Here is a 16,523-nt window from a genome sequence, read left to right on the forward strand (position 1 = left end):
GCCGATGACATCCGGAGTCACTCATGCCCACGGTCGAACACCAGGACGCCACGCTACTTTCCGACGAGGAACTGCGCACCCTGGACGCCCACTGGCGAGCCGCGAACTACCTGGCCGCCGGACAGATCTACCTGATGGCCAACCCGCTGCTCACCGAGCCACTCAGGGCCGAGCACATCAAACCCCGGCTGCTGGGCCACTGGGGCACCTCGCCCGGCCTCAACCTTGTGTACACCCACCTCAACCGGGTGATCAAGGCGCGCGGACTCGACGCGCTGTGTGTCTGGGGGCCTGGGCACGGAGGGCCGTCCGTGCTCGCCAACGCGTGGCTGGAGGGGACGTACAGCGAGACCTACCCGGACGTGCCGAGGGACGGGGACGGCATGGCCCGCCTGTTCCGGCAGTTCTCCTTCCCCGGCGGTGTGCCGAGCCATGTCGCCCCACAGACGCCGGGCTCGATCCACGAGGGCGGTGAACTCGGCTACTCGCTGGCGCACGCCTATGGGGCCGCCTTCGACAACCCGGATCTGCTGGTCGCCTGTGTGATCGGTGACGGAGAGGCGGAGACCGGGCCGCTGGCCGCGTCCTGGCACTCCAACAAGTTCCTCGACCCGGTGCACGACGGCGCGGTGCTGCCGATCCTGCACCTCAACGGCTACAAGATCGCCAATCCGACGGTGCTCTCCCGGCTCCCGGAGGCCGAACTCGACGCCCTGCTGCGGGGCTACGGACACGAGCCGATCCATGTGAGCGGCGACGACCCGATCCAGGTGCACCAGGCCATGGCCCGGGCGTTCGACGACGCGCTGGACCGCATCGCCGCGATGCGACAGACCGCCCGCGAGGCCGGCCTCGCCGAGCGCGTGCACTGGCCCGTGGTCGTGATGCGCACCCCGAAGGGCTGGACGGGCCCCGCCGACGTCGACGGCGTGCCCGTCGAGGGCACCTGGCGCGCCCACCAGGTCCCGCTCGCGGAGGTCCGCGAGAACCGAGGACATCTGCACCAGCTGGAGACCTGGCTGCGCTCGTACCGGCCCCGGGAGCTCTTCGGCGCGGACGGCCGCCCCGTCGCCGACGTGCTCGCCTGCGTCCCCGACGGCGCCAGGCGGCTCGGTGCCACCCCGCACGCCAACGGGGGCCTGCTCGTGCGCGACCTTCCCGTCCGGTCCCTCGACGACTTCGCCGTACCCGTCGACAAGCCCGGAACCACCCTGCACGAGCCCACCCGTGTCCTCGGTGACCTCCTCGCCCAGGTGATGAAGGACACCGGCGGGCGCCGGGACTTCCGCCTCGTCGGTCCTGACGAGACCGCGTCCAACCGGCTCCAGGCCGTCTTCGACGTCAGCGGAAAGGCCTGGCAGGCCCAGTACCTTCCGGTCGACGAACACCTCGAGCATTACGGCCGGGTGATGGAGATCCTCTCGGAACACACCTGCCAGGGCTGGCTGGAGGGGTATCTGCTGACGGGCCGTCACGGACTGTTCTCCTGCTACGAGGCGTTCGTGCACATCGTCGACTCCATGGTCAACCAGCACATCAAGTGGCTCAAGACCGCACGGGAGTTGCCGTGGCGCGCGCCCATCGCCTCCCTCAACTACCTGCTGACCTCCCATGTGTGGCGCCAGGACCACAACGGGTTCTCCCACCAGGACCCCGGCTTCGTCGACCACGTCCTCAACAAGAGCCCCGAGGTCGTACGGGTCTACCTGCCGCCGGACGCCAACACGCTGCTGTCGGTGGCGGACCACGCGCTGCGCAGCCGGGACTACGTCAACGTGATCGTGGCGGGCAAGCAACCCTGCTTCGACTGGCTGTCCATGGACCAGGCCCGCGCCCACTGCGCACGCGGCGCCGGCATCTGGGAGTGGGCCGGCACGGAGAACGGCGGCGAGCCGGACATCGTACTGGCCTGCGCCGGAGACGTGCCCACCCAGGAAGTGCTGGCCGCCGCACAGCTGTTGCGCCGCCACCTGCCCCAGCTCGCCGTCCGCGTGGTCAACGTGGTCGACATGACCCGGCTGCTGCCGCGCGAGGAACACCCGCACGGGATGAGCGACTTCGAGTACGACGGCCTGTTCACCACCGACAAGCCGGTGATCTTCGCCTACCACGGCTATCCGTGGCTCATCCACCGCCTGGCCTACCGCCGCACCGGCCACAAGAACCTGCACGTGCTCGGCTACAAGGAGTCCGGCACCACGACCACGCCGTTCGACATGGTGGTCCGCAACGACCTCGACCGCTACCGCCTGGTCATGGACGTCATCGACCGCGTCCCCGGCCTCGCCGTGCCCGCCGCCGCCGTACGCCAGCAGATGGCCGACGTCCGCACCCGCCACCAGGCCTGGATCCGCGAGCACGGCATGGACCTGCCCGAGGTCGTCGACTGGACCTGGAACGCCTGACCACCCGCCCCCCCTCACCGCGAGGGACCATCAGCGGCGCACAGGGCCGAGCGGCCCCCGGTCCGCCCCCCGTACAGCCCCTGGAACCGCGTCCCGGCCCGTCGGACGATCGAAATGTCGCGAGCCACGGAGAAGAGATAAGGAGGCGGACCACCATGACCGACACCGTGTTGGTCACCTACGGAACGACCAACGGATCCACGGCGCGGATCGCCGAAGCCGTCGCCGATGTCCTGCGCAAGGACGGGCTGACCGCCGAGTTGCTGCCGGCCCAGTCCGTGACGAGCGTGACGGCGTACGACGCCGTCGTGGTCGGCGGCGGGCTCTACGCGGGACGCTGGCACAAGCACGCGCGGCGGTTCGTCCGCCGTCACCGCGGCGAACTCGCGAAGCGCCCCGTGTGGTTCTTCAGCAGCGGCCCGCTCGACGCCTCGGCCTCCGAGCGGGACATCCCGCCCGTGCGCGGCGTGCAGCGGGAGATGACCCGCCTCGACGTCCGGGAGCACGTCACTTTCGGAGGGTGCCTTGAGGAAGGTGCCAAGGGACGCGTGGCCGGGATGATTCTCCGCTCCGGAAGGGGCGGCGACTTCCGGGACTTCGGCGTGATCGAGGCATGGGCTCAGAGCGTCGCGGATGCCCTGACCCACGCGCAGAAGGGAGCGGAGAGGGGGTGATCGGTACCTGCCGGCCGGCCCCGACGCCTGGTTCGAGCGGGGCGGGGCCTCGGGCCGACAGGGTCCGCGCAAGGGCCGGACGGCCCAAGCCGAGCCGACGGTTACCGGACAAGCTGGATCTGGGGGGTTTCCGGCACTCGAGCAAGGGATGGTGAGGAGCGTCATGAAAGGCTTCGTCTTCCACGGCCCCGGGCAGTCCGCCTGGGAGGAGGTCCCGGACCCCGCCGTCAAGGAGCCCACCGACGCCATCGTGCGGGTCGACACCGTCACCATCTGCGGGACGGACCTGCACATCCTCAAGGGCGATGTGCCCGAGGTACGGCCGGGCACCGTCCTGGGCCACGAGGCCGTCGGCGAGATCGTGGAGGTCGGCAGCGACGTCCGGACCGTCCGTCCGGGCGACCGGGTGCTGGTCTCCTGCATCAGCGCCTGCGGCCGCTGCCGCTACTGCCGCGAGGGCAGCTACGGCCAGTGCCGGGACGGCGGAGGCTGGATCCTCGGCCACCTGATCGACGGCACCCAGGCCGAGTACGTCCGCGTCCCCTACGCCGACCTGTCCGTGCACGCGCTGCCCGGCGCGGTCGACAGCAAGGACGCCGTACTGCTGGCCGACATCTTCCCCACCTCGTACGAGGTGGGCGTCCTCAACGGGCGGGTACGGCCGGGAGACACCGTCACCATCGTCGGAGCCGGGCCCATCGGCCTCGCGGCGATCGCCACGGCGGGTCTGTTCGCGCCCGAGAGGATCGTCGCCGTCGATCTGGACACGTCCCGACTGGAGGCCGCCAAGCGGCTCGGCGCCGACGCCGTGGCCGACGCCCGCGAGACACCCGAGCAGCTGATCGCCGATCTCACCGACGGTCTCGGCGCGGACGTGGTCATCGAGGCGGTCGGCCTGCCGGAGAGCTTCGAGCTGTGCACACGCATGGTGCGTCCCGGCGGCCACCTGGCCAACATCGGCGTCCACGGCAAGCCCGCCACACTGCACCTGGAAGACCTGTGGATCAAGAACGTGACCATCACCACCGGTCTGGTGGACACCCACTCGACGCCCACCCTGCTGCGCATGGCCGCGGCCGGCCGGCTGCCCACCGCGCAGCTGGTCACCCACACCTTCCCGTTGGAGCACATGGAAGAGGCGTACGAGGTCTTCGCCCGGGCCGCCGACACCGGCGCCCTCAAGGTGGTGCTCGGCGAGCCGTCGCACGAGGAGGTCGTCGTCCGGGCGGCCTGACGAGAGGACGTGGACCAGTCAGGACCGCTTTGCCAGGTGAGAGACGAGAAGGCAGATGTACGCCAACGACGGATTCCGGGAACTCGACCGGCAGGAGTGCGGGCGTCGACTGGTCCAGGTGCCCATGGGGCGCATCGTGTACACCCGGCAGGCCTTGCCCGCCGTACTGCCGGTCACCTTCTGCCTGGACAGCGACGGCGCGGTACTGGTGCGTACCTCGGCCTCCTCGGAACTGGTCAGCGCGATCGACGGAGCTGTGGTCGCCTTCGAGGCCGACGAGGTCGACGCCGCCACCCACTCCGGCTGGAGCGTCCTGGTCACCGGAGCGGCCAACTTGGTGACCGACCCCGCCGAGCACGCGCGGCTGCTGCGGACCGGGCCGCGTTCCTGGGTAGCGGCGCCACGGGAGGTCTTCGTGCGCATCGACCCGGAGCTGGTCACCGGGCGCGAACTCCTCGGCGGACACACCCCGCACGGCGTGCGCCTCCCCTCGTGAACCCCGACGTGCTCCGTCCCCGGCGGGAAACCCCGGGGGCCCGGCCCGCCCCGCCCCGCTGTCACCCCCGGCCGCCGACGATTACCGTGGCTTTTGACCGGACCGGTGCGGGTCCGTGCGCTCACGGGACCTGGAGGAGGGCAGGTGCAAAGCCCCGAGGAAGCCCGCGTACGGCTGCCTCAGCTGCGGCTGGACGAACTGCTGGAGGAGCTGCAGGCGCGGCTGGACGCGGCCCGTGGCACCCGCGACCGGGTGCACAGCCTCCTGGAGGCGGTGCTCTCGGTCGGCCGGGATCTGAACCTCGAGCAGGCGCTGTACAGCATCGTGGAGGCCGCGGCCACCCTGGTGGACGCGGAGTACGCGGCCCTGGGGGTGATCGGACCGGACGGCAAGCGGCTGTCGGCCTTCCACACCATCGGAGTCAGCCAGGAGCAGATCGACCGGATCGGCCCCTTCCCGGAGGGGCACGGCATCCTCGGAGAACTGATCAGACACCCCGAGCCCTTGAGGCTGGTGAAAATCTCCGAACACCCCTCCTCGTACGGCCTTCCGCCCCACCATCCGCCGATGAACACGTTCCTCGGCGTCCCCATCCGCGTGCGCGACCAGGTCTTCGGCAACCTGTACCTGACCGAGAAGCGGGGCGGGCTGCAGTTCGACGAGGAGGACGAGTCGGTGCTGGCGACCCTGGCCGTAGCGGCCGGCGTCGCGATCGACAACGCCGGCCTGTACGAGGAGTCCCGGCTGCGTGAGCGCTGGCTGCGGGTCAACGCGGAGATCACCCACAGCCTGATGTCCGGCCGTGCGCGCACCGAGGTGCTCGGTCTGATCGCCGAACGGGCCGGTGAGATCACCGGGTCGGCCCTGGCGGCGGTCGCGCTGCCCATGGAGGACACCGGGGCACTCGCCGTGGAGATCGCCGTCGGGACAGACGCCGAGGCGCACCGAGGGCTCGTACTGCCCCTGGACAGGAGCCTCATGGGGCTGGCCTTCTCCGGCGCCGCACCGGTCACCAGCGGGGACGTCGGCCACGACGACCGGATCTGCCTGGATCCGCCGCGCTTCGGGGGACTCGGCCCCGCGGTGGCGGTGCCCATCGGCACCGGAGAGGCGGGTGTCCGAGGCGTGGTCCTGCTGGCGCGGGAAGCCGGCCGGCAGCCGTTCTCCGCGACGGAGACCGAGACCTTGCAGGCCTTCGCCGCGCAGGCCGCCATCGCGATGGAGCTGGCGGAACGCCGCCAGGACGCCGAGGGGGTCGCGGTGCTCAAGGACCGCGACCGGATCGCCCGCGACCTGCACGACCTGGCGATCCAGCGGCTGTTCGCCACCGGTATGACCCTGCAGAGCGCGGGCCGCTTCATCGAGCACGCGGAGGCCTCCGAACGCGTGACACGCGCCGTGGACGACCTGGACGAGACCATCAAGATCATCAGGTCGACGATCTTCGGTCTGCGCACCCGCGAGCGCGCCGGGGAGGCCGGGCTGCGCACCCGCGCCGTACGGGTGGTCGGGGAGGCGGCGCAGGTCCTGGGCTTCGCCCCCAGCGTGCGGATGGAGGGCCTGCTGGAGACCGATGTGCCGAAGGAGATCGCCGACCACGTGGTGGCGGTGCTCTCCGAGGCACTGACCAATGTCGCCCGGCACGCCCGGGCCGGCCGGACCGAGGTGGTCCTGGCCACGGACGGACGGGAGGTACGGCTGTCGGTCACCGACAACGGCGTGGGCATCCCGGCCGGCGGCCGCCGCAGCGGGCTGCGCAACATCGCGGAGCGCGCCGAGCAGCTGGGGGGCCGACTGGAGCTCGGCGAACCCGAGGGCGGCGGCACCACGCTCGTGTGGCGGGCGCCGTCGCGGAAGCCCTAGAGGGCGGGCGGCGCGCCGAGGGCCGTAGGGCCGTGCCCCGGCAGGCGTCAGCCGTTCGCCGCGTCCAGTGCCGACTGGAGTGACTCGCGGTAGCCCTCGCTGGTGTACGTGGCTCCGGAGACCATGTCGATGTCGGCGCTCTGGGCGGTGAGCGCCTCTCTGGTCAACTGCGGGATGGCGTACGCGTTGATCTCCTGATCCCTCGGGTTCTCCTGCGGGTAGGTCACCGCGGTGACGTCGGTGAGTTTCCCGCTCTTCAGCGTGACGCGGACCTGGACGGGTCCGTAGCGGGTCTGGACCGAGTCTCCGGTGAGGGTCCGGGTGCCCGTGGCCGAGCCGCTCGATCCGGTTGCCCCACTCGATGTGCTCGAACTGCCGGACGGCGCGGAAGAGGACGCCAAACCGGCGACGGACGGCATCGTGTGCGGCTTCAGCGACAGCAGCAGCACCATCCCGGAGACGGTCGCGGCGCTCGCCAGCACGATGCGGCGCAGCGGACGGTTCTTCTTCAACGTGTGCAAGACGGCCTCACAGCTCGAAGGACTCGTGGTGGATGCGGCGGTCCGGGACCCCGGCGCCGCGCAGCGCCTCGTACAGGTCCCGCGCGAAACCGTGCGGGCCGCACAGGTACACGTCGTGGGCGTCCAGGTCGGGCACCATCGCGCGCAGGGAGTGGGCCGTGAGGTCCGGGCGCCGGCCCTGCGGACCGTTGAGCGCGTAGAGCACCTTCGCCCCTCGCCACCGTGCGACCGCCTCCAGCTCGCCGCCCAGGGCGAGGTCCTCGGCCGTGCGGGCGCGGTAGAGGAGGGTGACGTCGCCGGGCAGCGTCTCGAACAGGGCCCGCAGCGGGGTGATGCCGACACCGCCCGCGATCAGCAGGGACTTGTGCGCGGTCTGCCGGTCCGTGGTCAGCGCCCCATAGGGGCCCTCCGCCCACACACGGGTGCCCGGCCGCAGCAGGGCGACGGCGGCACTGTGGTCGCCGAGCGCCTTGACCGTGATGCGCAGCAGGTCCGGGCGCGGCGGCGCCGACAGGGAGTACGGCGTGGAGGTCCAGCGCATGCCCTCGGTGAGGAACCGCCAGCGCAGGAACTGCCCCGGCCGCGCCCCCATCTCGTCCAGCCGTCGCCCCCGTACGACGACGGAGTACACGCCCGGCGCCTCCCTGTGCACGGATTCGACCCGCAGCCGGTGACGCAGGTTGAGCCGTACCGGAGCGAGGATCCGGAACCACCCCACCAGGGCCGCGACGCCCAGGTACAGCGCGTACCAGGCGGCCTGGGCCGGCCCGCTGCCGGTGAAGTCGGACCCCAGGGCGAGCTGGTGGCCGAAGGCGAGGAAGACCGCGGCGTAGGTGAGCAGATGCACGTAGAACCAGAACTCGTGGCTGACCCGACGGCGCACCGCGCGGGCCGAGACGACCCCGACCGCGAGCAGGATGACGGTGCCGGCGGTGGCCTTGAGCATCTCCGGGTAGTCCAGGACCACGGTGAGCGTCTCGTCCAGGAGCGAGGAGCCGTCCTGGGCGGCGTACCCGAGCAGGATCAGCCCGACGTGTGCCACCAGCAGACAGATCGTGTAGCGGCCCGCCATCGCGTGCCAGCGCGTCACCCGGTCCGCCCCGATCCGCCGCTCCAGCAGCGGGACGCGGGCCATCAGACCGACGAGGACGGCGCAGGCGTATCCGCACAGCAGCCCTGCTATCCGCCCGGCGCCCGTCAGCCAGCCCGCGGCGCCGACGACCGACCCCGTGTCGTGCCACCACAGGGCGACCACGGCGGCGGCCCCGCTCCACAGGACGGCGAGCACGGGGCCGGCGGGGGAGCGCCGTGGCGCGGGAGGCGCGGGGGCGACCCTTCGTTGCGCGTACGCCGTCGTCATCCGTATGTCCCTTCGACTGTCCGTACGTCCCTTTGGCCGTCCGGGACGACACTGTGCCGACGCAACCTCTGAGCCCGCTCTCAGCGCGCGGTGGGCGGCGCGGCTCCGCCGCAGGTGGGAAGGGTCTCCGAGACGACCGGAGCGGACATCGGCACGGCGGACTCATAGCGAACTCAGAGGTCGGGGGAGCGGCCCCGCCACCCGGCGAGGCCGCATCCTGGTACGTGAGATGAACACTCCCCGCCATCGCGGCCCCGGCCGCCCCACGCTGACCCGGACCGACGGCGCCCCACTGAGGGTCCTCGTCGTCGACGACGACCCCGACCTCGCGGAGGTCCTCTCCGGCGCCCTGCGCTACGAGGGCTGGGAGGTACGCACGGCCGGCGACGGCGTCTCGGCCGTCGCCGAGGCACGCGAGCTGCTGCCCGACGCCGTCGTTCTCGACGTCATGCTCCCGGACACCGACGGCTTCGCCGTGCTGCGCTCGCTGCATACCGTGCGCCCCGACGTGTGCGTGCTCTTCCTGACCGCACGGGACGCCGTCGAGGACCGCATCGCGGGCATCACGGCGGGCGGCGACGACTACGTGACGAAACCGTTCAGCCTGGAGGAGGTCGTGGCCCGGCTGCGCGGACTGTTGCGCCGGGCCGGCATGGCACGACAGACGGAGGACGGGCCACGGCTGACCGTCGGCGACCTCGTCATGGACGAGGAGGCCCGCGAGGTCATCCGCGGTGGCGACCTGATCGAGCTGTCCCCGACGGAGTTCGAACTGCTGCGCCTGCTCATGCGCAACCCGCGACGCGTGCTCAGCAAGGCGCAGATCCTCGACCGCGTATGGTCCTACGACTTCGGCGGGCAGGCCCATGTCGTCGAGCTGTACATCTCCTACCTGCGCAAGAAGGTGGACGCGGGCCGCCCGCCCATGATCCACACGGTGCGGGGCGCGGGTTACGTGCTCAAGCCGGTGGCCCGGTGAGGGCGGGGGCGCCACGGCGTCTCGCGCGCGATCCGCTCCGGCGCGGGGCGGGGCGGTGGCCGGCCCGGCTGCGGTGGCCGCACACGCTGAGGGCGCGGCTCACCGCCGGCCTCGTCGTGCTGCTCGCGGTCAGTTGCGCGGCCGTCGGGGTGGCGGCGGTGGTGGAGCTGAACGGCTTTCTCACCGGCCGCCTCGACCAGCAGCTGCGCGAGACGGGCGTACGGTTCCCGGCGAGTCTGGAGCACGGCGGGAGTCTGCCCTCGGACCACGACGGCGACGAGGACGGCGACGGTGACACCCGCCGTCAGACCGTCGGAACCTTCGGTGCCCGGCTGGTCGGCGACACGGTCACCAACGCCGCGGTGGTGGCGTCCGGCAGCGGTACCGGCACGGTGACCGTCTCGCTCGGCGCGCGGGACAGCGGAAGGCTCGCCGACCTGCCGGCCGACGGCGAGGGGCACACGACCCACCTCTCGTCGCTGGGCGAGTACCGCATGATGGCGACCGAGGGCAGGGACGGCGACGTCCTGATCACCGGGCTGCCCATGGAGTCCGTGGAGGCCACCGTCCACCGGCTGGAACTGGTCGCCGCGGTGGTCTTCGGCGCGGCGCTCGCCGTCGCCGGCGTCGCGGGAGCACTGTGGGTGCGCTGGTCGCTGCGACCGCTCAGCAGAGTGGCCGCGACCGCCACCCGGGTCAGTGAACTCCCGCTCTCCAGCGGCGAGGTGGCGCTTCCACCGCGCGCGCCGGAGAGCGACCCGTGCAGCGAGGTGGGACGCGTCGCCGGTGCCTTCAACGCGATGCTCGGCCACGTCGAGGACGCGCTGACCAAACGGCACGCGAGCGAGGAACGACTGCGCAGTTTCGCCGCCGACGCCAGCCACGAGCTGCGCACGCCCGTGGCATCGGTGCGCGGGCACGCGGAACTGGCGCTGCTGCACCCGGGGCCGGTGCCGCGGAAGGTGGTGCGCGCTCTGGAACGCATCGAGGCCGAAGCGGCCCGCATGGGCGAGATGGTCGACGATCTGCTGCTCCTCGCCCGCCTCGACGCGGGCCGCCCTCTGGAGCGGCTTCCCGTCGACCTGACCCGCCTGGTCCTGGACGCGGTGACGGACGCGCAGGCCGTGGGCCCCGGACACCGCTGGACGCTGGAGCTGTCCGAGGAACCGGTGACGGTGCCGGGCGACGCCCACCGGCTCCATCAGGTGCTGGCCAACCTGCTGGCCAACGCCCGTCTGCACACACCCGTCGGCAGCACGGTGACCATCTCGCTGGAGACCGAGGACGGCACGGCGGTGCTGAAGGTCCACGACGACGGGCCGGGCGTCGCCCCGGACGTGCAACCCAAGGTCTTCGAACGCTTCACACGCGCGGACCGCCGCCGCACCGAGGACGCGGGCACCGGCACCGGAACCGGCCTCGGGCTGTCGATCGTGGCGGCGGTGGCGGAGGCCCACAGCGGAAGCGTCACCCTCACAAGCCGCCCGGGATCGACCACCTTCGCCGTACGGCTCCCCACCGGCATCGGGTGATCGGAAGCCGTTGTGCTCGCCACCCGCGCTGCGGGACCGCCTGGAAGTGGGGCGACCCCGTCAGGGTCGCTCCGGCGGGGCGGTCGTCTCCGGGCCGCCCTGGTCCAGGCGGAACGGTGGGTACTCGTCCGTCATCAGGGCGGCGTAGGCCCACACTCGCAGGACCCACCTGTTGAGGCCGATGATCAGGTCGAACAGGTCCTTCGGATACTTCTCGGTGAAGGCCAGGATCACGGCCGCGATGATCGTCAGCAGGGTGATCAGCCCGCCGGACCACCAGCCCAGATGGGCGCCGCCGAGGAAGAAGCCGATGACCATGTAGTGCGGGATGGCCAGGAGCCACCACTTCACCAGCACCAGGCCGCGGGAGAGGCGCTCCGGGTAGGCGATGTCCAGCCGTGCCGGGTAGTCCGGTTCCTCGCGCAGGCTGAACGGCGGATACCGGTCGGTTCCCAGAGCGTCGTACGAGTAGAAGGCGACCCGCCAACTCCAGCGCATCACACCCAGGTTGAAGTCGAACAGGGCGCGGGGATAACGCTCGGTGAACAGGATGGCGAAAAACGCGATCACGGTCACCACGGTGAAGGCGATCCAGAGGAAGAACAGCACCACGTAGTGCGGAATGGCGAGGAACCACTTCACCAGCCACAGCCATCGGGACAGTGGCGAGTCGATACGCGCGTTGACCCGGACCGAACGGCCCGGGAATCCGACCAGAGTCGTCATGGTCATCAGCTCCTTCGCCCCGACGGTTGATCGCCGGGTGGGCTCATGACCAGCCTGACTGCTTCCGCGCCACGCCGCGAGGGCAACGTGGACCCGCCGGGGACTGTCGCTCTACGCGGCTGCCGACCGGTCCCACATCATGTGGCCTTACGTCCCCACTGCGGTCCGACCTGGGCCCACTCACGGCCCCATTGTTCGTAACGCCCCTGGTCGAGCCGCCACTGCGCGAGGCGTCCGGCGGCGAACGTCAGACCCCCGAAGGCGAGCGCCGCGCCGGTGCCGAGCAGGACCTCTTCGGCGGCCGCCGCACTGGCGGTCGGCGGCTCCGCGGCGAGCTGACCCTGGTTGTTCATCCAGATCACGACCTTGGAACCGGTCTTGTGCCCGGAGTTCACCAGGGTCCAGCCGGTACGGGTGGAACCGTCCGACGCCGTCCAGCGGACTTTCGCCCGGACCCGCTGGGATGACGCGGCTTCCTCCGTCGGTACCGCTTGGGCCGTTTTTTCCACGAGGACGGCCGGAACCGAGTGGCGGTCGCGCCGTAGTTGAGCGAAGGACTCGGCGGCAGCGTGGGCCGTCACCAGGCCGACGAGGGTGCCGCCCAGTGCGATGACCGTCCAGACGACCAGGACGATCCAGGCTTCGACGATGTCCGTGTGCCGGCGCAACGGATTTCTCCGCCACCGCCACCACCGCCGGCGCGTCAGCTTTGGCTTGCGCATGGGACCACCTCCTCGTCGTCCCTGAGAGGAAGGTGTCACCCGGGAACGAGCGGCGGCTGGGGCCGACCGGACGGCATCGTAGGGCCGTCCGGTCCATCCCTTTAGTCCAGCCTTGGACTGTTCGCCCCGCTGCGCAAGCGGTGGCGGGGACCGCAGGGCCGGCACTCGGATCGATACCCCTAGAGCAGGTCGCGTGGCACCGTCTCGTTCCATGTGCGGGAGAACACCCGACGGTCGCCCTCGTAGCCGTCCAGGGTGGCGTCCACGAAGAAGTCCTGCTCGTCGCAGCTGAGCCGGGTGTGTGTCACCACGTGAACGTCCCAGTCGTCACGTCGGAACCGCATGGTCCAGGTGGACTCGCCGCTGACCGACGTGAAGTCGTCGGCGACGGTCGCGTAGCGCTCGTAGGCGCGACGGCCGGCGTCGAGACCGATCTCGTCGAAGCGGATCAGACCCTGGTCCTTCACGATCTCCAGGTCGGCGTTGTAGCCGATCAGGTCCCGCTTCACGTCCCACCGCTGCTCCGGGGGCGTCAGCCGGGTCACGGCCAGTGGCGGTGTACCTTCGGGCTCCTCGAACGGGTTCGCGGGCACCTCGTCGGGGTCGTCCGTCGGGCGGACGGGCAGTGTCAGGGTGCTGGAGCCCTCGTGGACGCTCAGCAAGGCCGGCTTGGGAGGCGGCCAGGCGAGCGGCCAGTACGACGTGGACAGGGAGAGCCGGACGCGGTGTCCGGGCGGGAACGCCTGCGCCACACCGTTGAGGTGAACGGTCGCCCGGTAGCGTCGGCCCGGCTCCAGAGGCTCGGGGTCCTCGGTGCTGTCCCGCCGGGTGAGATTGAGCAGACCGTACGTGACACGGGTGGCGGCGCCGTCGGGGCTCACATCGGACAGGCGCGCGGCCACCATCGCGACCGGCTCGTCGGCCGAGACGTCGAGTTCCACGGTCGGCGAGCCCAGGATCTCCAGCCGCTCGGTCAGGGGGTCGGTCTCGAAGACGAGCGAGCCGCCGTCCTCTTCGCGCTGGTCGTAGGGCAGGTCCGGGGGTGCGTTGTACGAGGCCCACTTGCCCGCGAACTGGCCGACGGACAGCGGCGAGCGCACCGTCATCGCGACGCCGTCCCCTTCACCGGCCGCCTGGTTCTCGCCCGGGGAGCCGATCCGGTGCCGGGTCAGCGGGTGCGTGACCTGGTGGACGTACGGAGACGGCCAGGTGGGTTCCGCGACCCAACGGCCCGGCCGCTCCTCGTACGACGTGGACGGGGGCACACTGTCCTGCATCCAGGTGCGCAGCATGGGGCCGTCCATGACGCCGTTGTCGACACCCTTGAGCCAGTGGTCCCACCACCGCACCACTTCCTGGAGGTAGCCGATGGCGGGCCCCGGTTCGCCGAGGTGGGGGAACTTGTGCGACCAGGGGCCGATCAGTCCCTTACGGGGCACGTCCAGGTTGCCGAGCAGTCGGGTCACGGCGTTGGAGTAGCCGTCCGCCCAGCCGCTGGAGGCGAGGACGGGACAGCGTACGTCCTGGTAGTTCTCCGAGACCGAGGCGTGGCGCCAGTAGTCTTCGCGGCGCTGGTGGCGCAACCACGGAAGGACCCAGGGGCCGGTGTTCTCCAGCCGCTCGTGCCACATGTCGCGCCAGCGGTCGCCGACCACGGCGGGGTCGGGTGGGCAGGTGGCGTAGGCGAACATGGTGCCCGCCTCGGCGAGGTTGTCCGAGAGCATGGCCCCGCCCATGTAGTGCATGTCGTCGGCGTGCCGGTCGTCGGTGAAGGACGCGATGACGATGGCGCGCAGGCTCGGTGGCCGCCGGGCGGCCACCTGGAGAGCGGCGAAGGCACCCCAGGAGATCCCCATCATGCCGGTGCTGCCGTCGCACCAGGGCTGCTCGGCCAGCCAGGCCAGGGTGTCTTCCGCGTCGGCCTGTTCCTGTTCCAGGTACTCGTCCTTCAGCACCCCCTCGGAGTCGCCGGTGCCGCGCACGTCGACGCGGACGCAGGCGTAACCGTGCCCGGCGATGTACGGGTGGTGGATGGAGTCACGTACGGAAGTGAGGTCCCGTTTGCGGTAGGGGATGTACTCCAGCACCGCGGGCACGGGCTCGTTGTCCGAGGACGCGGGACGCCAGACACGTGCCGACAGCTGGGTGCCGTCGGACATGGGGATGCGGAGGTGCTCCTCTTCCTTCGTGGCGTACGGAAGGTTGGTCACGTAACGCATGAGGCCGATGTGCTCCTTATTCTTTCGGGCTCTCGACCTGCGGGCTCTCGTCGAAGGTGAGTCCCAGTGCGGCCACGCAGTGGTCGTACTTCTTCCGCAGGTCCTCCTCGTCGCTGCCTCCGGTGAAGACATGGGCCAACTCGAAGCTGTAGCTGTCCTGTTGGGACAGTTCCGACAGTCGTTGCCCCGCCTCGGGCGTGACGTCGACGCGCACCCCGTCGATCTCACGCTCGATGCGGGCGATGTCGTCCGGCGAGGGCACATGGCGCACCACACCGTCGGTGAACCAGCGGTAGTACCACTTCGCGGACATCGCGTACGGGCCCTCGCGGTGCGGCATGTGCGGGTCGTCGCCGAGGGCGAGGCTGAACATGCAGTGGTGGTTGGGTACGCCGTCGACGTACTGGAACAGCTCGGCATGGGACTGGGAGTGCCGGGGATTGATCTCCAGCAGGTTGATCTCGCAGGTGTGCGGGTCGTAGAAGTACTCCACGCTGAAGGTGGCCGAGTCGAAACCGATCTGGCGCATCACCCGCTCGGTGACGTCGTGGAGCTGCTGGATCACCTCCGGCGGCAGCGTCGAGGGGTACTGGTGGCGCAGGAAGCACGAGGAATCGGGATAGCTGATGGAGTCCAGCACACCGTAGACGGTCACTTCGCCCTGATGGACGTAGCCTTCGACGGCGACCTGGATACCTGACATCGCTTCTTCGGCGAGGCAGACCTGGCCGCCTACGCCGTCCATCTCGGGCGGCAGCTCGATGCGGTCGAGGATGTATTCGAAGGGCCTGCCGACCCGCGCTATGCCCTCGCGGATCTCGTCGACGGCGGCACGGAACTCGTCCATGTCCTTGACGCCGAAGGCGAGTTCGGAGGAGTACGAGAGCGCCGGTTTGAGCCACATGGGGAACCGCACGCCCTCGGGAGGACGCGGGTCGTCGGACTCAAGATCGACCTTGCCGAACCGCGGAATACGGTCAGTGGCCTTCTGCTGCTCCAGCCGGCTCCAGTACTTGTGCTCGCACTTGACCACCGACTCCAGGCTGGTGCTGCGGGTTCCGTAGCGCTCGCTGAGGATGGGGACGAGGGTGCTGACCGGGAAGTCCCAGTAGCCGACGATCGCGTCGATGCTTCCGTCGAAGGCGTCCAGCGTCCGCTGGGCCTTGTCGAGGAGCTCTGGCACCGACACCTCGCCGCCCTGCAGTTCGTCGGTCGTCATCAAGGGGTGAAAACGCAGTGACTTCGCACCCGGCACCGCATTGAGTGTCGGCAGATTGGCCTCGTCGAGGCCGATAACAAAGATGTTCTTCTCATGCACGTTCGTCTGGGGCACCTGCACCTCAAGCTTTCCACGGCTGACTTCGGAAGATCGTCGGAGTACCCGCGAGGTGCACGGCCAACCTTCTGCCCGCGGATGCCCTCGCGGATGCCCTCGCGGCTGCCGTGCGCGTCAGGGGCCGGAATGACGACCGGGGAGCGGGGCACACGGGTCGCCGTATGACCTATGGGAATAGAGCGAGGGAAGAGGCTTCTGATGCTCATGGCACACCCGGCCGTGCTGAAAAACCTGATCGAGCAGTACGAGACGCTGCGCATTCTGCACGCCGAGGACGGCAGCGAGGAGGTCCGCCGGCGCATGGATGACATCGGCTACACCCTGTGCGTGTCGACCGGCACCGGCGACGTCGACGCCGCCCTCATCGCCGCCCGCCACCGGCTGCCAGGAGCCCGCACCGAAGACGACTCCCTTCTCACCGCCTGACCACGCCCCGCACTCCACACGCCGGCCATG

The 16,523-nt window shown here is 70.5% G+C and carries 14 protein-coding genes; 8 read left to right on the forward strand and 6 right to left on the reverse strand.

What is annotated here, in order from left to right:
* The first annotated feature begins 23 nt into the window (after positions 1–23).
* The 5 genes from AB0H86_RS32700 (at position 24) to AB0H86_RS32720 (ending at position 6,672) form a co-directional block, all read left to right on the forward strand.
* Complete coding sequence (locus AB0H86_RS32700; RefSeq protein WP_362447004.1) at positions 24–2,405, forward strand: phosphoketolase family protein; 2,382 nt, start codon at positions 24–26, stop codon at positions 2,403–2,405.
* A 155-nt stretch (positions 2,406–2,560) separates the two neighbouring features.
* Positions 2,561–3,079, forward strand: a complete 519-nt coding sequence (locus tag AB0H86_RS32705; RefSeq protein ID WP_362447006.1) for a flavodoxin domain-containing protein — start codon at positions 2,561–2,563, stop codon at positions 3,077–3,079.
* Positions 3,080–3,242: 163 nt separating this feature from the next.
* Positions 3,243–4,313, forward strand: a complete 1,071-nt coding sequence (locus AB0H86_RS32710) for a zinc-dependent alcohol dehydrogenase family protein (RefSeq protein WP_362447009.1) — start codon at positions 3,243–3,245, stop codon at positions 4,311–4,313.
* A 55-nt stretch (positions 4,314–4,368) separates the two neighbouring features.
* Complete coding sequence (locus AB0H86_RS32715) at positions 4,369–4,809, forward strand: pyridoxamine 5'-phosphate oxidase family protein (RefSeq protein WP_362447012.1); 441 nt, start codon at positions 4,369–4,371, stop codon at positions 4,807–4,809.
* Between the two features lie 144 nt (positions 4,810–4,953).
* On the forward strand, positions 4,954–6,672 hold the full coding sequence (locus AB0H86_RS32720; RefSeq protein ID WP_362447015.1) for a GAF domain-containing protein: 1,719 nt from the start codon (positions 4,954–4,956) through the stop codon (positions 6,670–6,672).
* 47 nt (positions 6,673–6,719) lie between these two features.
* Here AB0H86_RS32720 and AB0H86_RS32725 read toward each other — a convergent pair whose 3' ends face one another.
* A complete protein-coding gene (locus AB0H86_RS32725) occupies positions 6,720–7,193 on the reverse strand; it encodes an FMN-binding protein (RefSeq protein WP_362447018.1) in 474 nt (157 codons plus the stop codon).
* Positions 7,194–7,200: 7 nt separating this feature from the next.
* Positions 7,201–8,553 carry a ferredoxin reductase family protein gene (locus AB0H86_RS32730; RefSeq protein WP_362447021.1) on the reverse strand — a complete coding sequence of 451 codons (1,353 nt, stop codon included), beginning with the start codon at positions 8,551–8,553 and terminating at the stop codon, positions 7,201–7,203.
* A gap of 229 nt (positions 8,554–8,782) precedes the next feature.
* Between AB0H86_RS32730 and AB0H86_RS32735 the strand changes: the two genes are divergently transcribed.
* Positions 8,783–9,532 (forward strand): response regulator transcription factor, encoded by a 750-nt coding sequence (locus AB0H86_RS32735; protein WP_362447024.1) that lies wholly within the window; start codon positions 8,783–8,785, stop codon positions 9,530–9,532.
* A 68-nt stretch (positions 9,533–9,600) separates the two neighbouring features.
* Entirely contained in the window at positions 9,601–11,064 is a 1,464-nt protein-coding gene (locus tag AB0H86_RS32740) for a HAMP domain-containing sensor histidine kinase (protein WP_362447136.1), read from the forward strand.
* 60 nt (positions 11,065–11,124) lie between these two features.
* On the opposite strand, the gene AB0H86_RS32745 is transcribed toward AB0H86_RS32740, so the two are convergent.
* The 4 genes from AB0H86_RS32745 to AB0H86_RS32760 all read right to left on the reverse strand — a co-directional run bounded on the left by AB0H86_RS32745 (position 11,125) and on the right by AB0H86_RS32760 (position 16,064).
* Entirely contained in the window at positions 11,125–11,790 is a 666-nt protein-coding gene (locus AB0H86_RS32745) for a DUF4389 domain-containing protein (RefSeq protein WP_362447027.1), read from the reverse strand.
* 137 nt (positions 11,791–11,927) lie between these two features.
* Positions 11,928–12,512, reverse strand: a complete 585-nt coding sequence (locus AB0H86_RS32750) for a hypothetical protein (protein ID WP_362447030.1) — start codon at positions 12,510–12,512, stop codon at positions 11,928–11,930.
* A 179-nt stretch (positions 12,513–12,691) separates the two neighbouring features.
* The gene (locus AB0H86_RS32755) at positions 12,692–14,731 is read right to left on the reverse strand and encodes a CocE/NonD family hydrolase (RefSeq protein ID WP_362447033.1); all 2,040 of its coding nucleotides are present in this window, start codon (positions 14,729–14,731) and stop codon (positions 12,692–12,694) included.
* A gap of 16 nt (positions 14,732–14,747) precedes the next feature.
* A complete protein-coding gene (locus tag AB0H86_RS32760) occupies positions 14,748–16,064 on the reverse strand; it encodes an ATP-grasp domain-containing protein (protein ID WP_362447036.1) in 1,317 nt (438 codons plus the stop codon).
* A gap of 201 nt (positions 16,065–16,265) precedes the next feature.
* Between AB0H86_RS32760 and AB0H86_RS32765 the strand changes: the two genes are divergently transcribed.
* Complete coding sequence (locus tag AB0H86_RS32765; protein ID WP_362447039.1) at positions 16,266–16,493, forward strand: DUF5133 domain-containing protein; 228 nt, start codon at positions 16,266–16,268, stop codon at positions 16,491–16,493.
* Positions 16,494–16,523: the final 30 nt, after the last annotated feature.

The organism is Streptomyces sp. NPDC050997 (assembly GCF_040660135.1).
GTDB lineage: Bacteria > Actinomycetota > Actinomycetes > Streptomycetales > Streptomycetaceae > Streptomyces.

Coding starts and splice junctions, on each gene's coding strand:
- AB0H86_RS32700 (WP_362447004.1), top strand. CDS start 24: ATGCCCACGGTCGAACACCAGGACGCCACGCTACTTTCCGACGAGGAA.
- AB0H86_RS32705 (WP_362447006.1), top strand. CDS start 2,561: ATGACCGACACCGTGTTGGTCACCTACGGAACGACCAACGGATCCACG.
- AB0H86_RS32710 (WP_362447009.1), top strand. CDS start 3,243: ATGAAAGGCTTCGTCTTCCACGGCCCCGGGCAGTCCGCCTGGGAGGAG.
- AB0H86_RS32715 (WP_362447012.1), top strand. CDS start 4,369: ATGTACGCCAACGACGGATTCCGGGAACTCGACCGGCAGGAGTGCGGG.
- AB0H86_RS32730 (WP_362447021.1), bottom strand. CDS start 8,553: ATGACGACGGCGTACGCGCAACGAAGGGTCGCCCCCGCGCCTCCCGCG.
- AB0H86_RS32735 (WP_362447024.1), top strand. CDS start 8,783: ATGAACACTCCCCGCCATCGCGGCCCCGGCCGCCCCACGCTGACCCGG.
- AB0H86_RS32745 (WP_362447027.1), bottom strand. CDS start 11,790: ATGACGACTCTGGTCGGATTCCCGGGCCGTTCGGTCCGGGTCAACGCG.
- AB0H86_RS32750 (WP_362447030.1), bottom strand. CDS start 12,512: ATGCGCAAGCCAAAGCTGACGCGCCGGCGGTGGTGGCGGTGGCGGAGA.
- AB0H86_RS32755 (WP_362447033.1), bottom strand. CDS start 14,731: ATGCGTTACGTGACCAACCTTCCGTACGCCACGAAGGAAGAGGAGCAC.
- AB0H86_RS32765 (WP_362447039.1), top strand. CDS start 16,266: ATGCTCATGGCACACCCGGCCGTGCTGAAAAACCTGATCGAGCAGTAC.